The organism is Micromonospora hortensis, assembly GCF_022230935.1.
GTDB lineage: Bacteria > Actinomycetota > Actinomycetes > Mycobacteriales > Micromonosporaceae > Micromonospora > Micromonospora hortensis.
In genome coordinates, this window is record NZ_JAKKFE010000008.1 from 45,344 (window position 1) to 66,524 (window position 21,181).

Consider the following 21,181-nt stretch of genomic DNA (forward strand, 5'->3'; position numbering starts at 1 on the left):
CGAAAGAGGAGGTAGCGCGTGTCGCAGAATCTTGCGCTTATCGGCGTGACTGTGGCGGTGCTGGCGGTGTTGGGCCTTCACCTGCTCATGGCGCGCCGGGGGCCGGCCTGGATGGGTGCGGTGGTTCCATGCCTGTTCGTGATCGCAGCCGTGGTGCTCATCGTCCAAGGGCGAATTCCGGCAGGAAAGCCGTACGTGGTGGTGGTCGCTGGCCTGGTGACGCTGCTCTGGATATGGGCGGGGGCGCGGCAGGCGAGAAGCAAGGCCGCGGCGAGCGAGCCTTCGGGTTCAGTGCGACGTGAGTCGTGACGCCGCGGTGACCGATGCGGTTGACAGGGCGACGCCGGACGCCGACGGTCCGAACCCCCGCATGAGGCGACTGGACCGTCGGTCGGTCGTCTTCTGGCAGGTGGAGAATGCTGTCGGCGTCGTCGCGCTGCTCGTTGTTGCCTTCACCCTGTCCCGGGCGTCCTTCACCACGCCGCAGTGGGACGTGTGGATCCGTCTGCTCGCTCTCGCCGCGCTGGCCTTCGCCGTGCTCGACGCTCTGGTGCTGATCCCGCAGCGCTACCGGTACTACAGGTATGCCCTGACCGCGGAGTGCATCATCATCGAGCAGGGTCGCTTCTGGAGGCGGCGGCAGGTGTACCCGCTCTCCCGCATCCTGTACTGCGAGGTACGCCAGGGTCCGATCCTGAGCCTGTTCAACCTGTACACCGTCAGGGCGGCGACGATCGTCGAATCGCGGTCCCTCGGCCCGCTCGGGCGGGCCGAGGCCGACCGCTTCGAGCAGCTGATTCGTGAGCACCCGGAATGACGCAAGAAATCCGGAATCGTCGCAACAGCCCGGCCATGTTCGCCGTTCGCGCGGCCGAGCACGTGACCGGCATCGTCCCGGCGATCATCGTATGGCTCTCGATACGGGCCAAGTGGCCAACCGTGCTCGGCATCCCGGTAGACGCGATCTTCGGTCTGGTGGGTGGCGTCATCGTGCTCAGTCTGATCGTGGACTGGTGGATGACCCGATTCTCGGTGAGTCCCGACGGGGTCACCTTCGCCACGGGGCTGGTGTTCCGGCGCTCCACCTCGCTGGCCTGGTCGGAAGTCACCAGCGTCCAGACCTCCCGGTCGACGGTCGGTCGGGCCCTGGGCTGCTCGCGGGTCCTGATCGGCATCGGTGCGCAGTCGAAGGCCAACCTGGTCATCGAGGCGGTGCCGGAGGCGGTGGCCACCGAGATCGAGGACCTGTTCGAGGCCCACCGGGCTCGCCCGACCTCCCGTCCCCGGCATCCCGCTGTCGCTTCGGCAACCGAGTCTGCCGAGCACCGGCCGGATGCTGTGGATCGGGAAGAGGGTCACCCCTCGGGCGACAACGACCTGATCTATCGGATCCGCCCCCGGGACTACTTCATGCTCTCGGTCACCTACGGACAGTTCCTGTTGGTGGTCCCTTTCCTGTTCGGGCTCTACGACAACCTTGCGATCCTGTTGCCCTGGTCCGCTGCCACTCCCGACCTTCCAGACAGTGCGGCGACACTGTGGGTGCTGGCGGCCGCCGTCCTGGTGCTGGCAGTGCCGGTCGCGATCGGGTTCGGGACGACAGTCGCCTGGCTGCGGTACCGATCGTTCGAGGTTCGCCTCAGGGGATCGGTGCTCGCCATGTCGGGTGGGCTGGTGTCCGCGGAGTCCCGCCAGGTGTCCCGCTCCCAGGTGGCGGGGATCAAGATTCAACAGAATCCGCTCATGCGCGCCACGGGCCATGCCCGGCTGAATGTCGTGGCCCGACAGTCCGGGGAGCGGATCGGGGCCAACGTCGTCTTCCCCGCAGCCCGCCTGGCGTTCCTGCGCAACGAGATTCGGCGTCATTTCCCTGCGTACGCCGCTGCCGCCGACGAGTCGTACTCGGTTCGACGCTCCGTCGCCTGGTGGCTCCTCGCCGTCAACGCGGTGGTGTTGACGGTGGCCGGCGTGGCGGCAAGCAACCTGCGCCCGGTCACGGCGGGCGCCCTCATGGTCGTCTTGGCGCTCGTCCTGCTGATTGCCAGCAACTACTGCTGGGTGGCCGCGAGGCTCGATCCGGACGGCGCCGTGCTCACTTTCAGACGCGGTTTCCTGTGGGTCACCCGCTACGTGGTTCCCCTCGACTCCGTGTACTTCGTCCACTCACACCAGATCGCGGCCCACCGCGTGTCGATCGGTGCGGTGTGTCTCGGGATCTACGACTCACGAACCGTCCGGCTGTGGGTGCCGGTCGGCAGGCCGGCGTTGACCGACCAGTTCATCGAGGCCACGACCAGGGCGGCGACGCTTCGGGGGAAAGAGAAGATGGCATGATCGAAGTTAACGGGGTCACCAAGAAGTATGGCGGGACAGCGGTCGTCGACGACCTCTCCTTCGTGGTGCGGCCGGGGATCGTCACCGGGTTCCTGGGTCCCAACGGATCAGGGAAGTCCACGACGATGCGGATGATCCTGGGACTGACTCAACCTGACAGTGGGACGGTCCTCGTCGACGGGGCTCCCTTCAACCAGCACCGCAATCCGCTCGGCGCGCTGGGCGCGCTGATCGACCCAAAGTCGGGGCATCCCGGGCGTACCGCGTTCCGCCATCTCCAAGCTGTTGCGGCCACCGCGGGGATCGGCACCTCCCGGGTCCGGGAGGTGCTGGATCTGGTGGGTCTCGGTGACGTGGCAAACCGCCGAATCGGCGGCTTCTCGATGGGCATGTACCAGCGGCTCGGCGTCGCCACTGCCCTGTTGGCGGACCCGTCGAGCCTCATGTTCGACGAACCCATCAACGGGCTGGACCCGGACGGCATCCTCTGGATGCGAACCCTGGTGAAGAAGCTGGCGGCCGAGGGCAGAGCGGTGCTCATCAGCTCACACCTGATGAGCGAGATGGCACTGACCGCGAACCATGTGGTGGTCATCGGTAAGGGACGGCTGATCGCCGACGACACCGTCAGCGCGCTGATCGGCCGCAGCAGGTCCCGGGGCGTACTCCTGCGCACCCCTCAGGGCGAGGAACTGGGTCGACTGGTGCGCTCCAGCGGCGGACACCTGTCGAACGCGCCGGAGGGAGCCTTCCGCGTGGACGGACTCACCGCGGTCGAGGTGGGTGACCTGGCCGCCGAGCATCGCATCAGACTGCACGAACTCGTCCCCCTGCGGGCCTCACTGGAGGAGGCATTCGTGGAGCTCACAGCGCAGTCGGTCACGTTCCGAGGGCGCGACATCGGCGAGCCCGAGCGGGCGGTGGCCGAGCCAATGGACGATGTCAAGATTGAGATGAGGTGAGCCGGGCGATGAGCACGGCAGCAGAGGTCGATGCCCCAATGCGCAGGCATGTTCCACCGACGCATGAACTGACCTTCGGTGGCCTCGTGCGCAGCGAACTGATCAAGCTCGTCACGGCGCGCTCGCTCGTCGTTCTCCTGGTCCTGACCGCGCTCTGCACGGCTGGGCTCAGCATCCCGGTCGCGTTTTTCACCGAGCCGGATGCCCAACAATCCGCGGCGGAGCTCCTGCCGACCTTCATCAACACGACCCTCATCGGCATGCAGCTCTCCATCTTCCTGATTGCCGCAATCGGTGCGATCGCGGGTGCCAGCGACTTCGGCAACGGCACCATCAGGCTCGCCTTCGGTGCGGCTCCCCGGCGTACACCTGTGCTGGCCGCCAAGCTGGCCGCAGTCGGCGGTGCCTCCAGCGCTCTGGTTGGCGTGACGATTCTCGTGACCGCGGTGGTTAACTGGCTCGCCCTCACGCCGGGTCCGCTGGGCACACCCCTCAACGACCGGGCCAGCGTCCTGAGTCTGGTCGGCACCCTGGTTGCCACAGCAGGTGTGAGTGTGTCGGCCATCAGCCTCGGGTGTCTGCTGCGCAGCTCAGCCGGTGCGATCTTCGCCATCCTCGGTCTGCTGATCGTGCTGACGATCGCCCTGATGACGGTCCCGGCGGAGGTGCTTCCGTCGGCGATCTCCAGCCACAGCTTCGGGGCGGCGGTGACGACCCTCCTGGAGTCGGCAAACAACACCGGTCGATGGCTGGGCGCGGTGGCGGCGCTCGTGGCATGGTCCGGCGCGCTCACGGGCTTCGCTGTGTTGTCCCTGCGTCGCCGGGACGTGTGAACAACAGCCGTTCGATTCGCTCGGCCCGCGGGGAAACCGCTCGGTGGCCGCGCCACTGGCCATCCACGCCCGGCTCCCGCCGCCTGAACGCTGACGCGTCCCGGCGGCGGGAGCCGCTGCTCAATCCGCCTGAAGGAAGTCGCGCAGCAGGGCGAGCATCTCGTCCGGGCGCTCCTCGTACAGCCAGTGCCCGCAGTCCTCGATCACCTCGCCGCGCACCGTGTCGGCGTACCGGCGGACCTGCTCGGCGACCTGCCCGCCGAGGCTGGCCGCCGAGCCGACGGCCAGCACCGGCATGGTCAGCTTCGTGCCCCGGTACACCGCGTTGTCGGCGATGTCCTGCTCGAACGCCCGAAAGTAGGCGAAGCTGGCCCGCAGATGCGCCGGGTCGCGCAGATGGCTGGCGAACTCCTCGATGTCGGGCGCGGCGATGCTGCCCTTGCGCACCATCAGCGCATCGGTGAACTTGTCCACCCAGAGCGCCTCCCGCCCGTCGACCAGTGCCTCCGGAAGCCCGTTGCCGAGGGAGAAGTAGCCGAAGTTCCACACCCCCGGCCCGGCCGAGGTGAGCGCGGGAAACGTGTAGATGCTCTCGTCGGGGATCGGCGCCTCGGTGAGCGCCAGCCGACTCACCCGCTGCGGGTGGGCGGCGGCGTACGCGTACGCCACCATGGTCCCCAGGTCGTGCCCGACCAGCCGAAGGTCACCGACCAGGCCGAGCTGGTCGAGTAGTCCGTGCAGGTCGGCGGCGACAGTCTTCTTGTCGTACCCGCCGTCCGGGGCGTCGCTGCCGCCGAAGCCGCGCAGGTCGGGCGCTACCACGTCGAAGGAGCGCCCCAACTCGGGCAGCAGGTGCCGCCACATGTACCAGCACTGCGGGTACCCGTGGAGCAGCACCAGTGGCGGGCCGGTGCCGCCACGGACGTAGTTCATGGTGATCTGGCCGACCCGAGCCCGTTGCTCGGTGAATCCCGCCGGAACCCGCTCCCCGCCCATCGCCACCCCCCGTCCGCCGTCCCGCCCCTCCGCCGCCTGCCCGGCTACCCGCTCAACCGCCCGCCATGCCCCGAGGCGGCGGCGATCCGCTCGCCTTCCGTGGAGTCGCGGTATCCGGCGACCTGGGACCCCGCGGTCTCCGGAAAGCCGAGTCGATCTGGACGCCGCCGCCCGCCGCCCGCCGTCCGCCGCCCGCTGGCAGGCAATCGCGAGCGTCACAGCACCCGGCTTGGGCCGTGCGGGAGCCGGTGCGGGAGACTGGGCGACATGGCGGCTCGTGGCTTCCCGTATACCGATCTCAAGGACTTCATCGCGGCGCTGGAGCGCGCGGGGGAGTTGCGCCGGATCGACGTCCCGGTTGATCCGACGCTGGAGATCAGCGAGGTGGTCACCCGCACGGTGCGGGCCGGCGGCCCGGCGCTGCTCTTCGAGCGTCCGACCCGGGGCGAGATGCCGGTGGCGATCAACCTGTTCGGCACCGAGAAGCGGATGGCGATGGCCCTCGGCGTCGACTCGCTCGACGAGGTCGGCGCCCGGATCGGCGCGATGATCAAGCCGGAGTTGCCGGTCGGCTGGTCGGGCATCCGGGAGGGCCTCGGCAAGGTCATGCAGCTCAAGTCGGTTCCGCCGCGCAAGGTGAAGACCGCCCCCTGCCAGGAGGTCGTCTACCGGGGTGAGGACGTCGACCTGAACCGGCTGCCGGGATTGCAGGTCTGGCCCGACGACGGCGGGATCTTCCACAACTACGGGCTGACCCACACCAAGCACCCGGAGACCGGCAAGCGCAACCTCGGCCTGTACCGACTCCAGCAGCACGGCCGCAACACCCTGGGCATGCACTGGCAGATCCACAAGGACTCGACAGCGCACCACGCTGTCGCCGAGCGGCTCGGGCAGCGCCTGCCGGTCGCGGTCGCGATCGGCTGCGACCCGGTCGTCTCGTACGCGGCCAGCGCGCCGCTGCCCAGCGACATCGACGAGTACCTGTTCGCCGGGTTCCTGCGCGGTGAGCGGGTGGAGATGGTCGACTGCCTCACAGTGCCGTTGCAGGTGCCGGCGCACGCGCAGATCGTGCTGGAGGGCTACCTGGAGCCGGGTGAGCGGCTGCCCGAGGGGCCGTTCGGCGACCACACCGGCTTCTACACGCCGGTCGAGCCGTTCCCCGTGCTGCACATCGAGGCGATGACCATGCAGCGCAAGCCGGTCTACCACTCGATCGTCACCTCGAAGCCGCCGCAGGAGGACCACGGCCTCGGCAAGGCCACCGAGCGGATCTTCCAGCCGCTGCTCAAGCTGATGATCCCGGACATCGTCGACTACGACCTGCCGGCCGCCGGCGTCTTCCACAACTGCGCGATCGTCTCGATCCGCAAGCGCTACCCGAAGCACGCGCAGAAGGTGATGAACGCGATCTGGGGCGCACACCTGATGTCGCTGACCAAGCTGATCGTGATCGTCGACGAGGACTGCGACGTGCACGACTACAACGAGGTCGCCTTCCGGGCCTTCGGCAACGTCGACTACGCCCGCGACCTGCTGCTCACCGAGGGGCCGGTGGACCACCTCGACCACTCGTCGTACCAGCAGTTCTGGGGCGGTAAGGCCGGCGTCGATGCGACCCGCAAGCTGCCCACCGAGGGCTACACCCGCGGTTGGCCGGAGGAAATGAGCATGAGCCCGGAAGTCGCCGCCCTTGTCGACAAGCGCTGGAAGGAGTACGGAATCTGATGGCCGTCATCGACGCACCGACGGCGAAGCCGGGCCGGACCAAGTCCTTCCTGAAGCTCGTCGCCGTCGAGCACTCCGTCTTCGCGCTGCCCTTCGCGTTTCTCTCCGCGCTGGCCGCGATGCAGGGTGCCGGCGGGCGGGTGCGATGGCTCGACCTGCTGCTGATCACCGTGGCGATGGTCGGCGCACGGACGTTCGCGATGGCTGCCAACCGGATCCTCGACCGCAAGATCGACGCGCGGAACCCACGTACCGCTGGTCGGGAACTGGTCACCGGAGCGGTGAGCGTGCGGACGGCCTGGACCGGTGCGGCCGTCGCACTCGTGGTCTTCCTCGTCGCCGCCGCCCTGCTCAACCCGCTCTGCCTGGTGCTCGCGCCGCTCGCCGTGGTGCCACTCGTCGTCTACCCCTACGCCAAGCGGTTCACCAACTGGCCGCACGCCATCCTCGGGATCGCCCAGGCGGTCGGCCCGGTCGGCGCCTGGCTGGCGGTCACCGGCACCCTGGACGGCTCCGGGCCGGCCTGGCTGCTCGGCGCGGCAGTGGGGCTGTGGATCGGCGGCTTCGACCTGATCTACGCCTGCCAGGACTCCGAGATCGACCGGGAGATCGGCGTGCACAGCGTTCCGGCCCGGTACGGTCGGCGCTTCGCGCTGCACGCCTCCACTGTCGCGCACGTGGTGACCTTCGCCCTGTTCATCTGGTTCGGTGCGCTGATCGGTCTCGGTTGGCTCTGGTGGATCGGGCTGGCACTGACAGCTGTGGCGTTCGCCTACCAGCACGTGGTGGTCACCCCGACCGACCTCAGCAAGGTCAACCGGGCGTTCTTCACCGCGAACGGGTTCGTCGGCATCGCGCTGTTCCTCTTCGCCCTGCTGGACCTGGTGATCCGGCTCGGTCTACGGCCCTGAGGCTGGGTGACCCGGCTCGGCCTACGGCCCCGGGGCTGGCGGGGTGGTGCTGACCGGGTAGCGGGCGCTCTCGAAGGTCCAGTCGATGGTCCCGCGCACGGCGTTCGCGATCCCGTCGAGATGGTCGGCGACCGTCTCGTCCAACGCCGGCCCGAACGACGGCACCGTGGCACGCAACGCGACGAAGCGCCGCATCGCCTCCCGCCAGCGCTCGGCCGCCCGCTCGGCCGCCTCCGCCTCCGGAACGCCCAGTTCGGTCTCGATGGCGAGGACCAGGTTGTGCCCGCCGGCGGTCACCCGGTCCCGTTCCAACGAGGCCAGGTCGTTGTACCAGGAGAGCAGGTCGTTGCCGGTGCGGGCGATCTGACGCAGCAGCGGGTGGTGGTAGACCGGGTCGGGCAGTGGCCGGCCGCTGACGAACTCCACGAGCGGATACGACACCTCCGCTGCCGACGTCGACCGACGTAGCTCGACGTATTCGTCCACGCCGGGACGGCGGCCGGCCTCCTTGGTGACGGCCTCCTGCCAGGTGCCGTCGAGGTGTCGGGCCACCGCGTCGGCGAAACGCTGCCGCCACCGTGCCGGCATCCGGCGGCGCGGCTCCCGCCAGGCCAGCACCAGCAGTCGCCGCAGCGGGCCGGTCAGCCCTGCCTGCCGCAGCCGGGTGCCGCCGTGCAGCAGCGCCAGGGTGCCGTTGCGCAGCGCCCGGATCTGCTCCGGCGTCAACCGATTCGGCCCGTCGCAGGCGTCGTCGACAAGGAAGAACCAGGTGAACAGCGCGGCCAACATCCGCAGGTCGGCTTCGGTCGCCGCCGGGTAGAGCCGCGCGGCGTACCGGGCGAAGGCGCCCCGGGACAGCCGGCGCAGCGCGACGTCGTCCAGTGGAAGGCCAAGCTCGGGCAGCAGACCGAGCAGCCAGTCCTGCACACGATCGGTGTGTGGTGGTGGAAGTCGGGGCGGGATCGGACATTCGGCACGCAGCGTCCGGAGGATCTCGCCGGTCGTCACCGATGCCTCCTCTTCGAGATGGTTCCGGTGCGAATCGCCAGCGGCAGCATGCCAGGTCGGTGGGGTGGACAGGTACCCCGTCCGACATGTCGGACCGGACCAACCCCGGGGGTGCCCACCAGCGGGTCAGCCGGACCAGGCAGGCTGGGGGCATGCGGGAACCATGGGTGGTCGGGGTCTCCGGTGCCTCCGGGACGCCGTACGCGGCGGCCGTCATCGGCGGGCTGCTCGACGCGGGCGAGCCGGTGGACCTGATCGTGTCCCGGGCGGCACGACTCACTGTGCTCGACGAGACCGGCCGATCCTTCCGTGACGGGCACTGGGCCGAGGACCTCGCCGCCTGGCTGGATCGGGACCTGACCACTGCGGATGTGCGGCACTGGCCGGCCGGCGACCTGGCCGCAGGGCCGAGCAGCGGCTCCTACCGGGTACGCGGAATGGCGGTGGTCCCGGCCAGCACGGCCGCCTGCGCGGGCATCGCGATCGGGCTCTCCAAGGACCTGTTGCAGCGCGCCGCAGAGGTCAACCTCAAGGAACGCCGTCCCGTGGTGCTGGTCCCCCGGGAGACACCGGTGACCCGCAGCCACCTGGAGCACCTCATCGCCCTGCACGACGCGGGCGCTGTGGTGCTGCCGGCCAGCCCCGGCTTCTACGGCGCCGGGGCGGCGGCCAGCGCGCAGCAGTTGGTCGACTTCGTGGCCGGCAAGGTGCTGGACGCGCTCGGCGTCAAGCACACCCTGTTCCGGCGGTGGTCCGGCCAGCTCGGCGCAGCCCGCAACTGAGCCGGCGCGGCCCGAAGCGACGCCGTCCCGCTCGCGCTGGGCCGTCCGCTCGCGCGCTGGCATCGTTGCCGCTGCTCAGCACGAGCGGTGCTGCCGCCCGGCGGTTGGCCGAAGCGGGACGCGGACCGGACTGGTGTCCGGTCCGCGTGGCGTTGTCCGCACCAGTTCAGTACATGCCGGCGTTGGCCGGACCCGGCCCCGTGGATGCCGCCGGCCCCACATTGCGTGGCTTACCGACCTCATCCACCTCGTCCAGCATGCCCTCCCCCTCAAGCAGGGCTCGCACCTCGGATTCCCGAAACCGGCGATGCCCGCCTGGAGTCCGGATGCTTCCTATCCGGCCGGCCGCCGCCCATCTCGTCACAGTTTTCGGGTCTACCCGAAACAGCGCGGCGACCTCACCCGGTGTCAGCAGGCGATCTCCAGTGTCCACAGCCCCCTCCTCGCGTCGACGAAGCCCCCGGCTGAACACACTGCCCCCGGCTGGTGCGTAGCCCAGAGCCGTCATGAGGGACGTATGGCAATTACAGCACCAGGGACATGGCCTGTCCGCCCAAACGCGAAAAATGCACTGAGTGGGGAGTTAGTAATGTTACTGGTGCTACCTCTGCCCTGACCGGCGGTTTATGAACAGTGACTCACCGCTCAGTCCAACGGGTGCCGAAGGCCGCACGTAACGCGTCAGCGGTTAAGGTCACTCTCTGTGGATGCCATCGACCTGAGCCTCGTCGACCTGCTGCGCGGCAACGCCCGCCTCTCGTACGCCGAGTTGGCCCGACAGGTGGGCCTCTCGGCCCCGGCCGTGCACGAGCGGGTCGGCAAGCTGGAGAGCAGCGGCGTGGTGCGGGGCTACCGCGCGGACGTGGCCCCGGAGTCGATCGGGCTGGGTGTCACCGCGCTGATCGGCATCGTCGAGGACTCCGGTGCCGACACCGACGACATGCTCGAGTCACTGCGGGTGCTGCCCGAGATCGAGTCCTGCTACTTCATGGCCGGCGTGGAGTCGTTCCTGCTCAAGGCGCGGGTCGGCACGATCGCCGAGCTGGAGCAGTTGATCGTGCGGTTGAACCGGACGCCGGGGGTGGCCTCCACCCGTACCGCCATCGCGCTCTCCACCAAGTGGGAGAACCGCCCCCAGCCGGTCGGCCCACCCGCGGCCTGACCGCCGCGTACCCCTGGTGTCGCCGGGGCGGCCGGCGGTAGCGTGCGCCGATGACCCCGCCGGCGCGTCCCGTGGCCGTGGTGACCGGCGCTGCCGGCGGCCTGGGCCGCGCCATCGCCGCCGCGCTGCACACCGACGGTTGGTCGGTGCTGCTCACCGACCTCGACCCGGTGGCGGTGCAGACTGCCGCGGCGCCGCTCGGCGGCTGGTCGGCCGCCCTGGACGTCCGGGACGAGGCCGCCTGCGCCGCCATCGCCGCGAACGCGGCGGACCGGGGTGACCTCGCCCTTTGGGTCAACAACGCCGGCATCCTGGTCACCGGGGCGTCGTGGGATCACGACGCCGCGACCCGCCGTCGGGTGCTCGACGTGAACACCCACGGCGCCATGAACGGCACCCTCGCCGCGCTGAGCGTGATGCGGGGGCAGGGCCACGGCCACGTGCTCAACGTCGTCTCGTTGGCCGGGCTCGTCGCCGCGCCCGGCGAGACGGTGTACGCGGCCAGCAAGCACGCCCTGCTGGCGTTCAGCCTCGGCACCCTGTCCGACCTGCGGATGGCCGGGTACCGGGGGGTGCACGTCTCCTGCCTCTGCCCGGACGGCATCTGGACCCCGATGCTGCATGACCGGCTGGACGACCCGGGTGCGGTGGCCTCGTTCACCGGATCGATGCTGACCGCGCAGCAGGTGGCGGCGCGGGCGGTCCGGCTGGCCCGCCGGCCACGTCCGGTGGTCAGCCTGCCCCGCTGGCGGGGAGCCCAGGTGCGCCTGTTGGACGCACTGCCCAGGCTGGCCGTCGCGCTCACCCCGCTGGTCCGGGCCGCCGGCCGCGCCGGTCAGCGCCGCCAACGCCGCAGGTCAAAGCCGCCGGACCCACGCTGACCACCGCTGGCCCGCTTGCTAGGTTTCCGAGCGTGACTCATCTCGACCGGTGCGACGAATCCAGCCGAACCTGGGTGACCGAGGCGATCGCCGCCGTCGAGGCAGACGCGAACCGGTCCGCCGACACCCACCTGCTGCCGTTCCCGCTGCCTCGGGAATGGGGGATCGACCTCTACCTCAAGGACGAGTCGTCACACCCCACCGGTTCGCTGAAGCACCGGCTGGCCCGCTCACTGTTCCTCTACGGGCTCTGCAACGGCTGGATCGGGCCGCGCACCACGATCGTCGAGGCGTCGTCGGGTTCCACGGCGGTCTCCGAGGCGTACTTCGCCCGGATGCTGGGCCTGCCGTTCATCGCGGTGATGCCCGCCTCCACCTCGCCCGAGAAGATCTCGCAGATCGAGTTCCAGGGCGGCCGGTGCCATCTGGTGGACGACCCGGCGAGCGTGGTGGTCGAGGCCCGGTGGCTCGCCGAGGACTCCGGCGGGCACTTCATGGACCAGTTCACCTACGCCGAGCGGGCGACCGACTGGCGGGGCAACAACAACATCGCCGAGTCGATCTACGCGCAGTTGGAGTTGGAGCGGCACCCGATCCCCGCCTGGGTCGTGGTGGGCGCCGGCACCGGGGGCACCAGCGCGACCATCGGCCGCTACGCCCGGTATCGCAGGCTTGCCACCAAGCTCTGCGTGGTCGACCCGGAGAACTCGGCGTTCTATCCGGCCTGGCTGGCCGCCGACTGGTCGGTACGCACCGGCAAGGGCTCCCGCATCGAGGGGATCGGCCGGCCCACAGTCGAGGCGTCGTTCCTGCCCTCGGTGGTGGACCGGATGGTCCAGGTGCCGGACGCGGCGTCGCTGGCCGCCATGCGCGCCGGATCGGCGCTGCTTGGCCGCCGGGTGGGCGGGTCCACCGGCACCAACCTGTGGGGCGCGTTCGGCCTGATCGCCGCGATGCTCGCCGAGCGTCGGACCGGCTCGGTGGTGACGTTGATCTGCGACCCGGGCGACCGGTACGCCGACACGTACTACGCCGACGACTGGGTGGCCGCCCAGGGCCTCGACCTGACCCCGCACCTGGCCACCATCGATCGCTTCCTGGCCAGCGGGGCCTGGCCCGCCTGAAGCGGTCGGCGGGGCCTGGCCCGCCTGAGGCCGATCGGCGGGGCCTGCCGCCGGTCCGGTGATCAGCGCGGATCGATCCGTTCGGCCAGCCCGGGGTAGCGCACCACGTAGCCGCTGTCGTCCAGATCGATGTCGGCAGTGAAGGTGCCGCTGGCGAAGCGCACCCGACCCGGCCCGAGCCCGGTGTAGATCTGCTCGGCCGGCACCACCTCCAAGCCGGGCAGCAGCACCCAGGCAACGGTGATCCGGTGCGCCACGTCGGCCGGCTCGGCCGCCATTCGAAGCCGGTGGACCGGCAGGGTGTTGAACAGCGGCGAACCGCTCAGGTCGACGTCGAGCGCGTCGGCCAGCCGGTCCGGGTCGTCCGTACCCGGCAGACCGGCCCGGCGATGACCGGCCGCGACCAGGGCCGCGTCCAGGTCGCCCTGCTCGGCGGTGGTCACCCTCCAGCGGCCCGCGGCCCGCTCCAGGGTCACCCGGCGCAGCCAGCCGAGACCCTCTGCCTCGACCTCGACGCGGGTGGTGGCCCAGTCCGGCGTGGTGGTCAGCTGGTAGCGGGCGGTCCACGGGATCGGGTCCACGGCGAGCAGAGTGCCCCGGGCCGCCAACCCGTGGCCGTCGTCGAGCAGAACCTGCTCGCTGCCGGCGGTGTCCGTCCGGGACCAGAAGATTGACTTCGGCATGGTCGGCATGAGCCGGACGTTACGCGACCTGCTCGGTATCGGCAGGGCATGCGCGAACGCCGCCGCGAAGCCTGGGCTTCACGACGGCGTTCGGTGGATCAATCAGTGGGTACGCGCTGCCGGTCGCCCGCCGAACCCGCGCCGATCGTCACGCGGGCGGTCCTCGCGGGGCCGGTCGTCGCGGGGCCGGTCATCCCGGACCCGGCTCTCCGGGCGGAACCCACCCCGAGCGTCCCGGTCGCCGAAGCGCCGCTCACCCTGCGGCCGGTCGCCGAAGCGCCGCTCACCCTGCGGCCGGTCGCCCCGACCGTCGCGGTCACCGAACTGCGGACGGTCGCCGAACCGACGCTCGCCCTGCGGACGGTCGCCGTGCCCCCGGGTGTCCCGATCGGCGTAACGCCGCTCGCCCTGCGGCCGGTCGCCGTAGCTGCGGTCGCCCTGCGGGCGGTCGCTGTGTTGCCGCTCGCCCTGCGGCCGGTCGCCGAAGCGCCGCTCACCCTGCGGGCGGTCGCTGTAGCTCCGGTCGCCCTGCGGGCGGTCGCCGAAGCGGCGCTCGCCGGTGGGCCGGTCGCCGTAGCGGCGCTCGCCCTGCGGGCGGTCGCTGTAGCCCCGGTCACCCTGCGGGCGGTCGCTGTAGCCCCGGTCACCCTGCGGGCGGTCGCTGTAGCTCCGGTCACCCTGCGGGCGGTCGCCGAAGCGGCGCTCGCCGGTGGGCCGGTCGCCGAAGCGCCGGTCGCCCTGCGGACGGTCGCCGTAGCGGCGCTCGCCTCCCGTGCGGTCACCGAACCGACGCGGGCCGCCGGAGCGGTCGTCGTACCGGCGCGGCCCGCCGGAGCGGTCGCCGTAGCCCCGAGGCTCCGCCTCGACGCGAACCGGGACGCCGCTGGGCTCGCGGGCGCCGACCAGCTCGGCCAACGCCGCGTCCCCGACCCGGACCCGGGTCTCGGCCGGCGCGACGCCGGCCTTCTCCATCATCGCCAGGGTGGTGCGGCGCTGCTTGGGCAGCACCAACGTGGCGACAGCGCCCGACTCGCCGGCCCGGGCGGTACGCCCCGCGCGGTGCAGGTAGTCCTTGGGGTCCTTCGGCGGGTCGACGTGCAGCACCAGGGTGACTCCGTCGACGTGGATGCCTCGCGCCGCCACGTCCGTGGCGACCAGCACGTTCATCCGGCCCTCACGGAACTCGGCGAGCGTCTTGGTGCGCATCCGCTGGGTCTTGCCGCCGTGCAGCCCACCGGCGCGTACGCCGACGGCCGCGAGCTGCTCGACCAGCCGGTCCACCCCGAGCTGGGTACGGGCGAAGACCATGGTCCGCCCGTCCCGGGCGGCGATCGAGGCCGCCACCGGGAACTTCTCGTGCGGCGGGATCAACAGCATGTGGTGGTCCATGGTGGACACCGAAGCGGTGGACGGCGCCGTGGAGTGGGTGACCGGGTCGGTCATGAACCGCCTGACCAACGCGTCGACGTCACCGTCCAGGGTGGCCGAGAAGAGCAGCCGCTGACCGTTCGCGGGCGTCTTCGCCAGCAGATCGGTCACCTCGGGCAGGAAGCCCATGTCGGCCATCTGGTCGGCCTCGTCGAGCACCGTGACCTCGACGTCGTCGAGCTGGCAGATGCCCCGCTCGATGAGGTCGCCGAGCCGGCCCGGGGTGGCCACGATGATCTCCACGCCGCGGCGCAGCGCGTCGATCTGACGGTCGTACGGAACGCCGCCGACGGCGGTCTTGAGGAAGATGCCGACGGACTTGCCCAGCGGCACCAGAGCGTCGTTGACCTGCATGGCCAGCTCGCGAGTAGGCACCAGGACCAGGGCGCGCGGACGCATCGGCCGGGCCCGGTTGCGGGTGGCCAGCCGGGCGATCATCGGCAGCCCGAACGCGAGCGTCTTGCCCGAGCCGGTCTGCCCGCGGCCCAGCACGTCGCGGCCGGCGAGCGCGTCCGGAACGGTGGCCCGCTGGATCTCGAACGGGCTGGTGATGCCCTGCTGCGCCAGCGCGCGGACCAGCGGCTCGGGCAGGCCGAGAGCGGCGAAGCTCATCGGCTCGGCGGTCTCGGTCGGCTCGGCCTGCGCGGTCGCTACCGGCGGGGTGCCGGCTTCGCTCGGGGCGACGTCGAGCTGCTCCCGGGCGGCGTCGGCCGCCGGGACTGAGTTGAAAACGGACGTAACGGTGCTGGGGTCAGCAGAGGTGGTCAACAAAAACCTTTCGAGCGGGGCGCATCTTCGCGATGGCCTGCCGCGGCTGTACCGCCGGATCGCCCGCAAGATCGCCCAGGGGCGCACACCACGCGCGCCGGGTCAGTGATCTCAGCCAGTGTACGGCGGTCTGGCGAAGCCGCCAGCCGGTTGACCGACCGTAGTGGGCGGACTCACCATCGCTGGCCCTCGCTGGCTCACCCCTTGAGCACGCTGCCCACCAGACCGTCCAGGGCGTCGCCGGCCAGCAGGACGACCATGACACTGATCGCGACCAGCAGCCCCAGAGCGGCGGCCAGGACGATCATCACCCGGGCGTTGCTGGACCGCTCGGCCGGCGTGTCGGACCAGCCCTGGGCCAGGATGTGCCCGGTCAGCGAGCCGGAGGTCTCCACCGCGTTGGCGGGTATCGCGACAGTGGTGAAGCCGGCCCCCTCGCCGTTGCCGTAGACGGTGCCGGCCAGATCGGTGCGGCTGTCGTGCCGCCCGCCACGGGTGCCGGCAGCGTCCCGTCCGGCGGAACCAGCCGGTGGGCCACTCGGCGGCGCGGTCACGCGGGAGTTCCCGGGGTTCCCGGTCGACGAAGGGGCACCGGCGGTGGACGGTGGCCAGCTCGGCAGCGCTGGTGCGGGCACCACCGGCGGCGCGGAGGCAGGCGCACCGGCCCATCCGGCACCGGACGTCGGCCGGGTCGCCCCACCGGGGGACGGCCACCCGGCCGGCGGTGCGGAGACCGAAGCGCTGGCTCGTACGCCGGGCGTGTCGATCATCGCGGGTGGCGGCGGGAACGGCGGTGCCGGCATCGGGCCGGGCGGGGCCGGTGGTGCCGGCACCGGCGGACCGGGTGGCGGCAGCGGCGGGCTCGGGACGGGCGGCGTCGGCGGGCCGGGGATGGGCGGCACCGGCGAGGGCGGCGGGGTGGGCGGGCCCGGAACGGGCGGAACCGGACCGGGTGGCGGCGTGGGTCGAGGACCCGGCGTCGGCACCGGACTGGGCGGGTACGGGCCAGGGGCCGGCGCGGGCTCCGGTTCCGGTGGCGACGGCTGGGTCGGCCCGGGGCCGGGTGGCGTGGGGTCCGGCTCCGGCTCCGGAGTCGACGGCGTCGGAGGCTGGGCCGGCTCGGCACCCACCGGCGCGGCTCGATAGACGCCGGGCGCGCTCTCGCGGCGGTCCGGGGTGCCCAGGGCGCTGGCAGTGCCCCGGCTGCTGCTCGGAACCGTGGCGCTGGCCCGGGCCGGCGCGGAGGAGTCGCTTCGCTGCCCCGGCAACGACACGTCGGCCGGGCTGGCCGAGCCGGTCGCACGGTAGGTGGTCGCGGTGACCGGAGCGCTGGCCGGCAGATCACTGCGGAGAGCACCGGCGGTCACGACGCTGGCACGTGCGCGGACCGGTGCCGCGGCCGGGCTCTGCCGCTCGTCGCCGCCGGCGGATGCGTCGTCGTCGGCCTCGGTCGAGGCGTCCGCTGCCGTGGCGCTGCCGACCCGGCCGCTGACAGCAGGTGCGGCGTCGCTGTCAGCGGAGCCGGCGTTCGCCGAGATGGTGTCGCTGCCTGTCGAGCTGCTGGTAGCCGGGCTGGCGTCGCTGGCGGCCACCGGGTCGGCGGTGTCCGGCCCTGGTGGGCCGGCCTGGTCGACCACGGGGTCGACAGTCTCCGCCGGATCTCTCTGCTCGGCCATTTCCGCCCTCCGCGCCATGCTCGCACCCGGACCCGTGACGTCGAGTCGGATGTGCCTGGTTGTCACGGTGCCACAGATCTTCCCGAGCGGACAGCCGGAGCCGGTCGTGGCGGATCAGCCAGTGGCGCTGGGGCTGCCCGCGGCGCTGGGGCTGCCCGTCGCGCTCGTGCTGGCCTTCGGCGTGGTCGTCGGAGAGGTGCTGCCCGTCGCGCTCGTGCTGGCCTTCGGCGTGGTCGTCGGAGTGTTGCTCGGGGTGTTCGACGGCTTCGGCGTGGTGCTGCCGGTGGGGGTGGGCGTCGGGGTGGTCGTCAGCGTCGGCGTCGGAGTGGGCGTCGGCTTGGTGGTCTTCGTGGGCGACGGTGTCGGCGTCGGCTTGGTGGTCTTCGTGGGCGACGGTGTCGGCCTCGGCTTCGGGGTCGAGACCGGCGGGGTCGGATTGGTCACGACCGGGGGTGCCGGCACCGCGCCGATCACCCGGGTGGCGGCGTAGAGCCGGGACCAGCGGACGACCGAGATCTTGACGACGTCGCCAGTGGTGGGCGCCTGCACCATCTTGCCGTTGCCGATGTACATGCCGACGTGGTGGATCGTCGTCCAGCTGCTGCCCGAGGCGAAGAAGAGCAGGTCGCCGGGGAGCAGCGCGCTCTGCGGGACGGTGCGGCCCCGGGTGGCGGCGTACTGGTCGCGGGAGACCCGGGGCAGGTCGAAGTAGTCGGCGCCGGGGGACCGGTACGCCGCCCACATCAGGCCGGAGCAGTCGAACTGGTTCGGCCCCTCCTCGGACCACTTGTACGGATCGCCGAGTTGGGCGAGCGCGTACCGGACCGCGGCCAGCGCCCGGGGGTGCGCGGCCATGCCGCTGATGCTCTGGTTGGAGACGTAGCCGGCGCCGATCTGCTGCTCGGAGGCTTCCTGCTGACGTTCGATCTCGATCAGCGCGGCGGCGTTGTCACGGCGCAGCTTGAGCAGGCTCGCCTCGGCGGTGCGGAGCGCCGTCTCACCGGCGGTGAACTCCGCCTCGGCGGCGACGAGCAGATCCTTGGCCTGGCTGTGCTTCTGGTACGCGGTCTGCTCGCCGGCGCGGGCCCGGGACAGCTCCCCGGCCACGCCGGTGGTGCCGCCGTCGACCTTCTCGCCACGGGTGATCGCCTGGAGGCGGCTGAGCCCACGGATGTCCTGGGCGAAGTCGCCCGGCGGCAGCGCGGCGGCGGCCTTGACTGCCTCGGCGGCGGCGGTGTCGGCCGTCTGCTGGGCCCGGAGCAGGGCGTCCTGTGCGGTCGCCAGCGCCTTGCCGGCGGCGTCGAGCTGCGCCTGCGCATCGACGCGTTTCTGCCGCTTCACCAGCAAATCCTCGCCGAGCGCGCCGACCTGAACCTCACCGGCGGAGATCGCGGTGGCCAGCGGACCGTTGCCGATGTTGACCACCGGAGGGGCGGGTACGCCAGCGACCGGCGCGCCGCCGGGCAGCTGGAGCGAGCCGGTGACCGCCGGGCGCGAACCGGTGTCCGGCACTGTGGTCGGCACGCCGGGCTCCGCGTACGCGGGGGTGGCCAGCACGGCCGCGGCGATCGCGCCGAGCAGGGCGGCCCAGAGCTTCGGACGCAGGACCGGCGAGATCACCGGGCTCCGTCGTCGCTGCCGTCGCCCGCGCCCGCTGTAGACCATGCCGCTCCCCGTCCAACCGCTCGTCGCCGCGCTCGGTGGGCGCGACCGCCGGGACGGTACCAGTGTGTGTGTTCCGCCCCACCTTGTTACTACCGCACCGCGCCACTCATGTCGATGCGTTGTCGGGTTACGGGAGGCTGAGAGTCTGGTGAAGTGGGTCGCTGCCGGCGACCGTGCCGCCGGGTCCGTCGGCGCCGCGACGTACGCTCGATCCGGACCGCAGGTGGAAGGGACGTGCCATGGACGCCGGACTCAAGCGTGAGCTCGAAGCGAAGGTGTACGCCGGTGAGCGGCTGACCCGGGAGGACGGGGTCGCCCTCTACGAGAGCGACGACCTGACCTGGCTGGGGCGGCTGGCGCACCACAAGCGCACCGAGCTGAACGGCGAGCGGGTGATGTTCAACGTCAACCGGCACCTCAACCTGACGAACGTCTGTTCGGCGTCCTGTGCGTACTGCTCGTTCCAGCGCAAGCCGGGCGAGAAGGACGCGTACACGATGCGTATCGACGAGGCGGTCCGCAAGGCCAAGGAGATGGAGGACGAGCAGCTCACCGAGTTGCACATCGTCAACGGCCTGCACCCCACGCTGCCCTGGCGTTACTACCCGAAGGTGCTGCGCGAGCTGAAGGCGGCGCTGCCGAACGTCAAGCTCAAGTGCTTCACGGCGACCGAGGTGCAGTGGTTCGAGAAGATCAGCGGTCTGAGCGCCGACGAGATCCTCGACGAGCTGATGGACGCCGGTCTGGAGTCGCTGACCGGTGGCGGCGCGGAGATCTTCGACTGGGAGGTCCGGCAGCACATCGTCGACCACGCCTGCCACTGGGAAGACTGGTCGCGCATCCACGCCCTGGCGCACAGCAAGGGCATGAAGACCCCGGCGACGATGCTGTACGGCCACATCGAGGAGCCCCGGCACCGCGTCGACCACGTGCTGCGGCTGCGCGAGTTGCAGGACGAGACCGGCGGCTTCGCGGTCTTCATCCCGCTGCGCTACCAGCACGACTTCGTCGACTCGGCGGACGGCAAGATCCGTAACCGGATCCAGGCGCGCACGACGATGGCCTCGCCGGCCGAGTCGCTGAAGACGTTCGCCGTCTCCCGGCTGCTCTTCGACAACGTGCCGCACCTGAAGAACTTCTGGGTGATGCACGGGCTGTCGGTGGCTCAGCTCTCGCTGAACTTCGGCGTGGACGACCTGGACGGCTCCGTCGTCGAATACAAGATCACCCACGACGCCGACTCGTACGGCACCCCGAACACCATGCACCGGGACGACCTGCTGCACCTGATCTGGGACGCCGGCTTCCAGCCCGTCGAGCGGGACACCCGCTACAACGTGGTCCGGGAGTACGACAAGGCCCCGTCGCTGGCGCAGCGGCGCGCCGAGCCGCAGCAGGTCTGGGCCTGAGCCACCACGTACCCTCGCAGTCGATGACCGAGCAACGAGGACCTGAGCAGCAGGGCGGCTTTCCCCGCCGGGACGCCGAGGGCCGCATCCGTACCCTGGGCGATCTGCTCGGGGTGTGCCTGGCCGGCCTGGTCATCGGCGCGCTCGCGTTGGTGCTGTTCGACTGGGCGTTCGCCTCGATCGGCGCCGGCGACTTCGGGCACACGAACGGTTGGCTGGCGGTGATCCTGCCGGCCTGGCTGTTCTGGGACGACTTCCGGGCCTGGGAGTTCGGCGCGGCCCGGGTGGTGGCGGCGGTGGTCGCCGCTGCCGTCGGGGTGTTCGCCGGGCTGCTGATCGCCGGTCTGGGCGCGGGGTTGCCGCCGCTGCTCTCCGGCGCGTTGGCGGCGGGGGCGTTCACTGTGGCGTACGCGGCCCTCTGGTTCCCGGGTGTCCGCTGGCTGGCGCGCCGGACCGGCTGACCACGACCGCCCGTCGGGCGGCTCGACCCTTCCGCCGTCAGTGGCGGGCGACGGAGAGAACGGAGTGGTGCGGGTGAGCGCCGCGCTCAAGTACACGCTGGGCCGGATCGGGCTGTTCGTCGCCGTGCTGGCGGGCCTCTGGCTGGTCGACATGAACGTGTTCCTGAAGCTGATGCTGGCGCTGGTGTTCTCCGCCGCGCTCTCCTTCTTCCTGCTGCGCGGTTGGCGGGACGAGATGGCCGGGGAGATCGCCGAAGCAGCCGAGCGCCGCCGCACCGAGAAGGAACGCCTCCGTTCCGCCCTGGCCGGCGAAGACCAAACCCCCGCCCCCGACCCCACCGACCCCCCACGTTGATCAAGAGGTTTGCGT

21 protein-coding genes are annotated in these 21,181 nt (G+C 71.2%); 14 read left to right on the forward strand and 7 right to left on the reverse strand.

The window, feature by feature from the left end:
* Nucleotides 1-18 precede the first annotated feature (18 nt).
* The 5 genes from NIE111_RS04870 (at nucleotide 19) to NIE111_RS04890 (ending at nucleotide 4,129) form a co-directional block, all read left to right on the forward strand.
* Nucleotides 19-309, forward strand: a complete 291-nt coding sequence (locus NIE111_RS04870; protein WP_238683235.1) for a hypothetical protein — start codon at nucleotides 19-21, stop codon at nucleotides 307-309.
* 61 nt (nucleotides 310-370) lie between these two features.
* The gene (locus NIE111_RS04875) at nucleotides 371-817 is read left to right on the forward strand and encodes a PH domain-containing protein (RefSeq protein ID WP_238683236.1); all 447 of its coding nucleotides are present in this window, start codon (nucleotides 371-373) and stop codon (nucleotides 815-817) included.
* Nucleotides 818-852: 35 nt separating this feature from the next.
* Nucleotides 853-2,334 carry a PH domain-containing protein gene (locus NIE111_RS04880; RefSeq protein ID WP_238683237.1) on the forward strand — a complete coding sequence of 494 codons (1,482 nt, stop codon included), beginning with the start codon at nucleotides 853-855 and terminating at the stop codon, nucleotides 2,332-2,334.
* Nucleotides 2,331-3,296 (forward strand): ATP-binding cassette domain-containing protein, encoded by a 966-nt coding sequence (locus NIE111_RS04885; protein WP_238683238.1) that lies wholly within the window; start codon nucleotides 2,331-2,333, stop codon nucleotides 3,294-3,296. Before NIE111_RS04880 ends, NIE111_RS04885 begins: the two co-directional genes overlap by 4 nt.
* Before the next feature lie 8 nt (nucleotides 3,297-3,304).
* Nucleotides 3,305-4,129, forward strand: coding sequence for an ABC transporter permease subunit (locus NIE111_RS04890; RefSeq protein ID WP_238683239.1), 825 nt, complete (start codon nucleotides 3,305-3,307; stop codon nucleotides 4,127-4,129).
* 120 nt (nucleotides 4,130-4,249) lie between these two features.
* Here the strand turns inward: NIE111_RS04890 and NIE111_RS04895 are convergent, their stop codons facing one another.
* On the reverse strand, nucleotides 4,250-5,125 hold the full coding sequence (locus tag NIE111_RS04895; RefSeq protein WP_238683240.1) for an alpha/beta fold hydrolase: 876 nt from the start codon (nucleotides 5,123-5,125) through the stop codon (nucleotides 4,250-4,252).
* Between the two features lie 267 nt (nucleotides 5,126-5,392).
* Between NIE111_RS04895 and NIE111_RS04900 the strand changes: the two genes are divergently transcribed.
* Both NIE111_RS04900 and mqnP read left to right on the forward strand, forming a co-directional pair.
* A complete protein-coding gene (locus NIE111_RS04900) occupies nucleotides 5,393-6,853 on the forward strand; it encodes a menaquinone biosynthesis decarboxylase (RefSeq protein WP_238683241.1) in 1,461 nt (486 codons plus the stop codon).
* Complete coding sequence (gene mqnP, locus NIE111_RS04905; RefSeq protein WP_238683242.1) at nucleotides 6,853-7,764, forward strand: menaquinone biosynthesis prenyltransferase MqnP; 912 nt, start codon at nucleotides 6,853-6,855, stop codon at nucleotides 7,762-7,764. The genes NIE111_RS04900 and mqnP overlap by 1 nt, the downstream gene beginning before the upstream one ends.
* Before the next feature lie 21 nt (nucleotides 7,765-7,785).
* On the opposite strand, the gene NIE111_RS04910 is transcribed toward mqnP, so the two are convergent.
* Nucleotides 7,786-8,772, reverse strand: coding sequence for a terpene synthase family protein (locus tag NIE111_RS04910; protein ID WP_238683243.1), 987 nt, complete (start codon nucleotides 8,770-8,772; stop codon nucleotides 7,786-7,788).
* 152 nt (nucleotides 8,773-8,924) lie between these two features.
* Here NIE111_RS04910 and NIE111_RS04915 point away from each other — a divergent pair, with 152 nt between their 5' ends.
* On the forward strand, nucleotides 8,925-9,554 hold the full coding sequence (locus tag NIE111_RS04915; RefSeq protein WP_238683244.1) for a UbiX family flavin prenyltransferase: 630 nt from the start codon (nucleotides 8,925-8,927) through the stop codon (nucleotides 9,552-9,554).
* Between the two features lie 166 nt (nucleotides 9,555-9,720).
* On the opposite strand, the gene NIE111_RS04920 is transcribed toward NIE111_RS04915, so the two are convergent.
* Nucleotides 9,721-9,987, reverse strand: a complete 267-nt coding sequence (locus NIE111_RS04920; protein ID WP_007454516.1) for a BldC family transcriptional regulator — start codon at nucleotides 9,985-9,987, stop codon at nucleotides 9,721-9,723.
* A 270-nt stretch (nucleotides 9,988-10,257) separates the two neighbouring features.
* Here NIE111_RS04920 and NIE111_RS04925 point away from each other — a divergent pair, with 270 nt between their 5' ends.
* Genes NIE111_RS04925 through cds1 form a run of 3 tightly spaced genes read left to right on the forward strand, consistent with a single transcriptional unit; the run spans nucleotide 10,258 to nucleotide 12,721 of the window.
* Nucleotides 10,258-10,716 carry an Lrp/AsnC family transcriptional regulator gene (locus NIE111_RS04925; protein ID WP_030486226.1) on the forward strand — a complete coding sequence of 153 codons (459 nt, stop codon included), beginning with the start codon at nucleotides 10,258-10,260 and terminating at the stop codon, nucleotides 10,714-10,716.
* 50 nt (nucleotides 10,717-10,766) lie between these two features.
* The gene (locus NIE111_RS04930; protein WP_238683245.1) at nucleotides 10,767-11,597 is read left to right on the forward strand and encodes an SDR family NAD(P)-dependent oxidoreductase; all 831 of its coding nucleotides are present in this window, start codon (nucleotides 10,767-10,769) and stop codon (nucleotides 11,595-11,597) included.
* Nucleotides 11,598-11,629: 32 nt separating this feature from the next.
* On the forward strand, nucleotides 11,630-12,721 hold the full coding sequence (cds1, locus tag NIE111_RS04935; protein WP_238683246.1) for an L-cysteine desulfhydrase Cds1: 1,092 nt from the start codon (nucleotides 11,630-11,632) through the stop codon (nucleotides 12,719-12,721).
* A 62-nt stretch (nucleotides 12,722-12,783) separates the two neighbouring features.
* Here the strand turns inward: cds1 and NIE111_RS04940 are convergent, their stop codons facing one another.
* The 4 genes from NIE111_RS04940 to NIE111_RS04955 all read right to left on the reverse strand — a co-directional run bounded on the left by NIE111_RS04940 (nucleotide 12,784) and on the right by NIE111_RS04955 (nucleotide 18,941).
* Nucleotides 12,784-13,404 (reverse strand): putative glycolipid-binding domain-containing protein, encoded by a 621-nt coding sequence (locus NIE111_RS04940; protein ID WP_124854297.1) that lies wholly within the window; start codon nucleotides 13,402-13,404, stop codon nucleotides 12,784-12,786.
* A 102-nt stretch (nucleotides 13,405-13,506) separates the two neighbouring features.
* A complete protein-coding gene (locus NIE111_RS04945; protein ID WP_443677121.1) occupies nucleotides 13,507-15,600 on the reverse strand; it encodes a DEAD/DEAH box helicase in 2,094 nt (697 codons plus the stop codon).
* 197 nt (nucleotides 15,601-15,797) lie between these two features.
* On the reverse strand, nucleotides 15,798-17,276 hold the full coding sequence (locus NIE111_RS31900) for a hypothetical protein (RefSeq protein ID WP_274530676.1): 1,479 nt from the start codon (nucleotides 17,274-17,276) through the stop codon (nucleotides 15,798-15,800).
* Nucleotides 17,277-17,390: 114 nt separating this feature from the next.
* Complete coding sequence (locus NIE111_RS04955; protein ID WP_238683248.1) at nucleotides 17,391-18,941, reverse strand: C40 family peptidase; 1,551 nt, start codon at nucleotides 18,939-18,941, stop codon at nucleotides 17,391-17,393.
* Between the two features lie 239 nt (nucleotides 18,942-19,180).
* Here NIE111_RS04955 and mqnE point away from each other — a divergent pair, with 239 nt between their 5' ends.
* The 3 genes from mqnE (at nucleotide 19,181) to NIE111_RS04970 (ending at nucleotide 21,166) form a co-directional block, all read left to right on the forward strand.
* Nucleotides 19,181-20,350: an aminofutalosine synthase MqnE gene (mqnE, locus tag NIE111_RS04960; RefSeq protein ID WP_238683249.1), complete on the forward strand. Its 1,170-nt coding sequence runs from the start codon at nucleotides 19,181-19,183 to the stop codon at nucleotides 20,348-20,350.
* Nucleotides 20,351-20,373: 23 nt separating this feature from the next.
* Nucleotides 20,374-20,811, forward strand: a complete 438-nt coding sequence (locus tag NIE111_RS04965) for a hypothetical protein (RefSeq protein WP_238683250.1) — start codon at nucleotides 20,374-20,376, stop codon at nucleotides 20,809-20,811.
* 73 nt (nucleotides 20,812-20,884) lie between these two features.
* Nucleotides 20,885-21,166 carry a DUF4229 domain-containing protein gene (locus NIE111_RS04970; protein ID WP_238683255.1) on the forward strand — a complete coding sequence of 94 codons (282 nt, stop codon included), beginning with the start codon at nucleotides 20,885-20,887 and terminating at the stop codon, nucleotides 21,164-21,166.
* Nucleotides 21,167-21,181 lie beyond the last annotated feature (15 nt).

What these genes read in the sequence shown, in the direction of transcription:
- NIE111_RS04930 (WP_238683245.1), top strand. Translation starts at nt 10,767, where the DNA reads ATGACCCCGCCGGCGCGTCCCGTGGCCGTGGTGACCGGCGCTGCCGGC.
- NIE111_RS04955 (WP_238683248.1), bottom strand. Translation starts at nt 18,941, where the DNA reads ATGGTCTACAGCGGGCGCGGGCGACGGCAGCGACGACGGAGCCCGGTG.
- NIE111_RS04890 (WP_238683239.1), top strand. Translation starts at nt 3,305, where the DNA reads ATGAGCACGGCAGCAGAGGTCGATGCCCCAATGCGCAGGCATGTTCCA.
- NIE111_RS04885 (WP_238683238.1), top strand. Translation starts at nt 2,331, where the DNA reads ATGATCGAAGTTAACGGGGTCACCAAGAAGTATGGCGGGACAGCGGTC.
- NIE111_RS04940 (WP_124854297.1), bottom strand. Translation starts at nt 13,404, where the DNA reads ATGCCGAAGTCAATCTTCTGGTCCCGGACGGACACCGCCGGCAGCGAG.
- NIE111_RS04915 (WP_238683244.1), top strand. Translation starts at nt 8,925, where the DNA reads ATGCGGGAACCATGGGTGGTCGGGGTCTCCGGTGCCTCCGGGACGCCG.
- NIE111_RS04965 (WP_238683250.1), top strand. Translation starts at nt 20,374, where the DNA reads ATGACCGAGCAACGAGGACCTGAGCAGCAGGGCGGCTTTCCCCGCCGG.
- mqnE (WP_238683249.1), top strand. Translation starts at nt 19,181, where the DNA reads ATGGACGCCGGACTCAAGCGTGAGCTCGAAGCGAAGGTGTACGCCGGT.
- NIE111_RS04880 (WP_238683237.1), top strand. Translation starts at nt 853, where the DNA reads ATGTTCGCCGTTCGCGCGGCCGAGCACGTGACCGGCATCGTCCCGGCG.
- mqnP (WP_238683242.1), top strand. Translation starts at nt 6,853, where the DNA reads ATGGCCGTCATCGACGCACCGACGGCGAAGCCGGGCCGGACCAAGTCC.
- NIE111_RS31900 (WP_274530676.1), bottom strand. Translation starts at nt 17,276, where the DNA reads ATGGCCGAGCAGAGAGATCCGGCGGAGACTGTCGACCCCGTGGTCGAC.
- NIE111_RS04900 (WP_238683241.1), top strand. Translation starts at nt 5,393, where the DNA reads ATGGCGGCTCGTGGCTTCCCGTATACCGATCTCAAGGACTTCATCGCG.
- NIE111_RS04875 (WP_238683236.1), top strand. Translation starts at nt 371, where the DNA reads ATGAGGCGACTGGACCGTCGGTCGGTCGTCTTCTGGCAGGTGGAGAAT.
- NIE111_RS04895 (WP_238683240.1), bottom strand. Translation starts at nt 5,125, where the DNA reads ATGGGCGGGGAGCGGGTTCCGGCGGGATTCACCGAGCAACGGGCTCGG.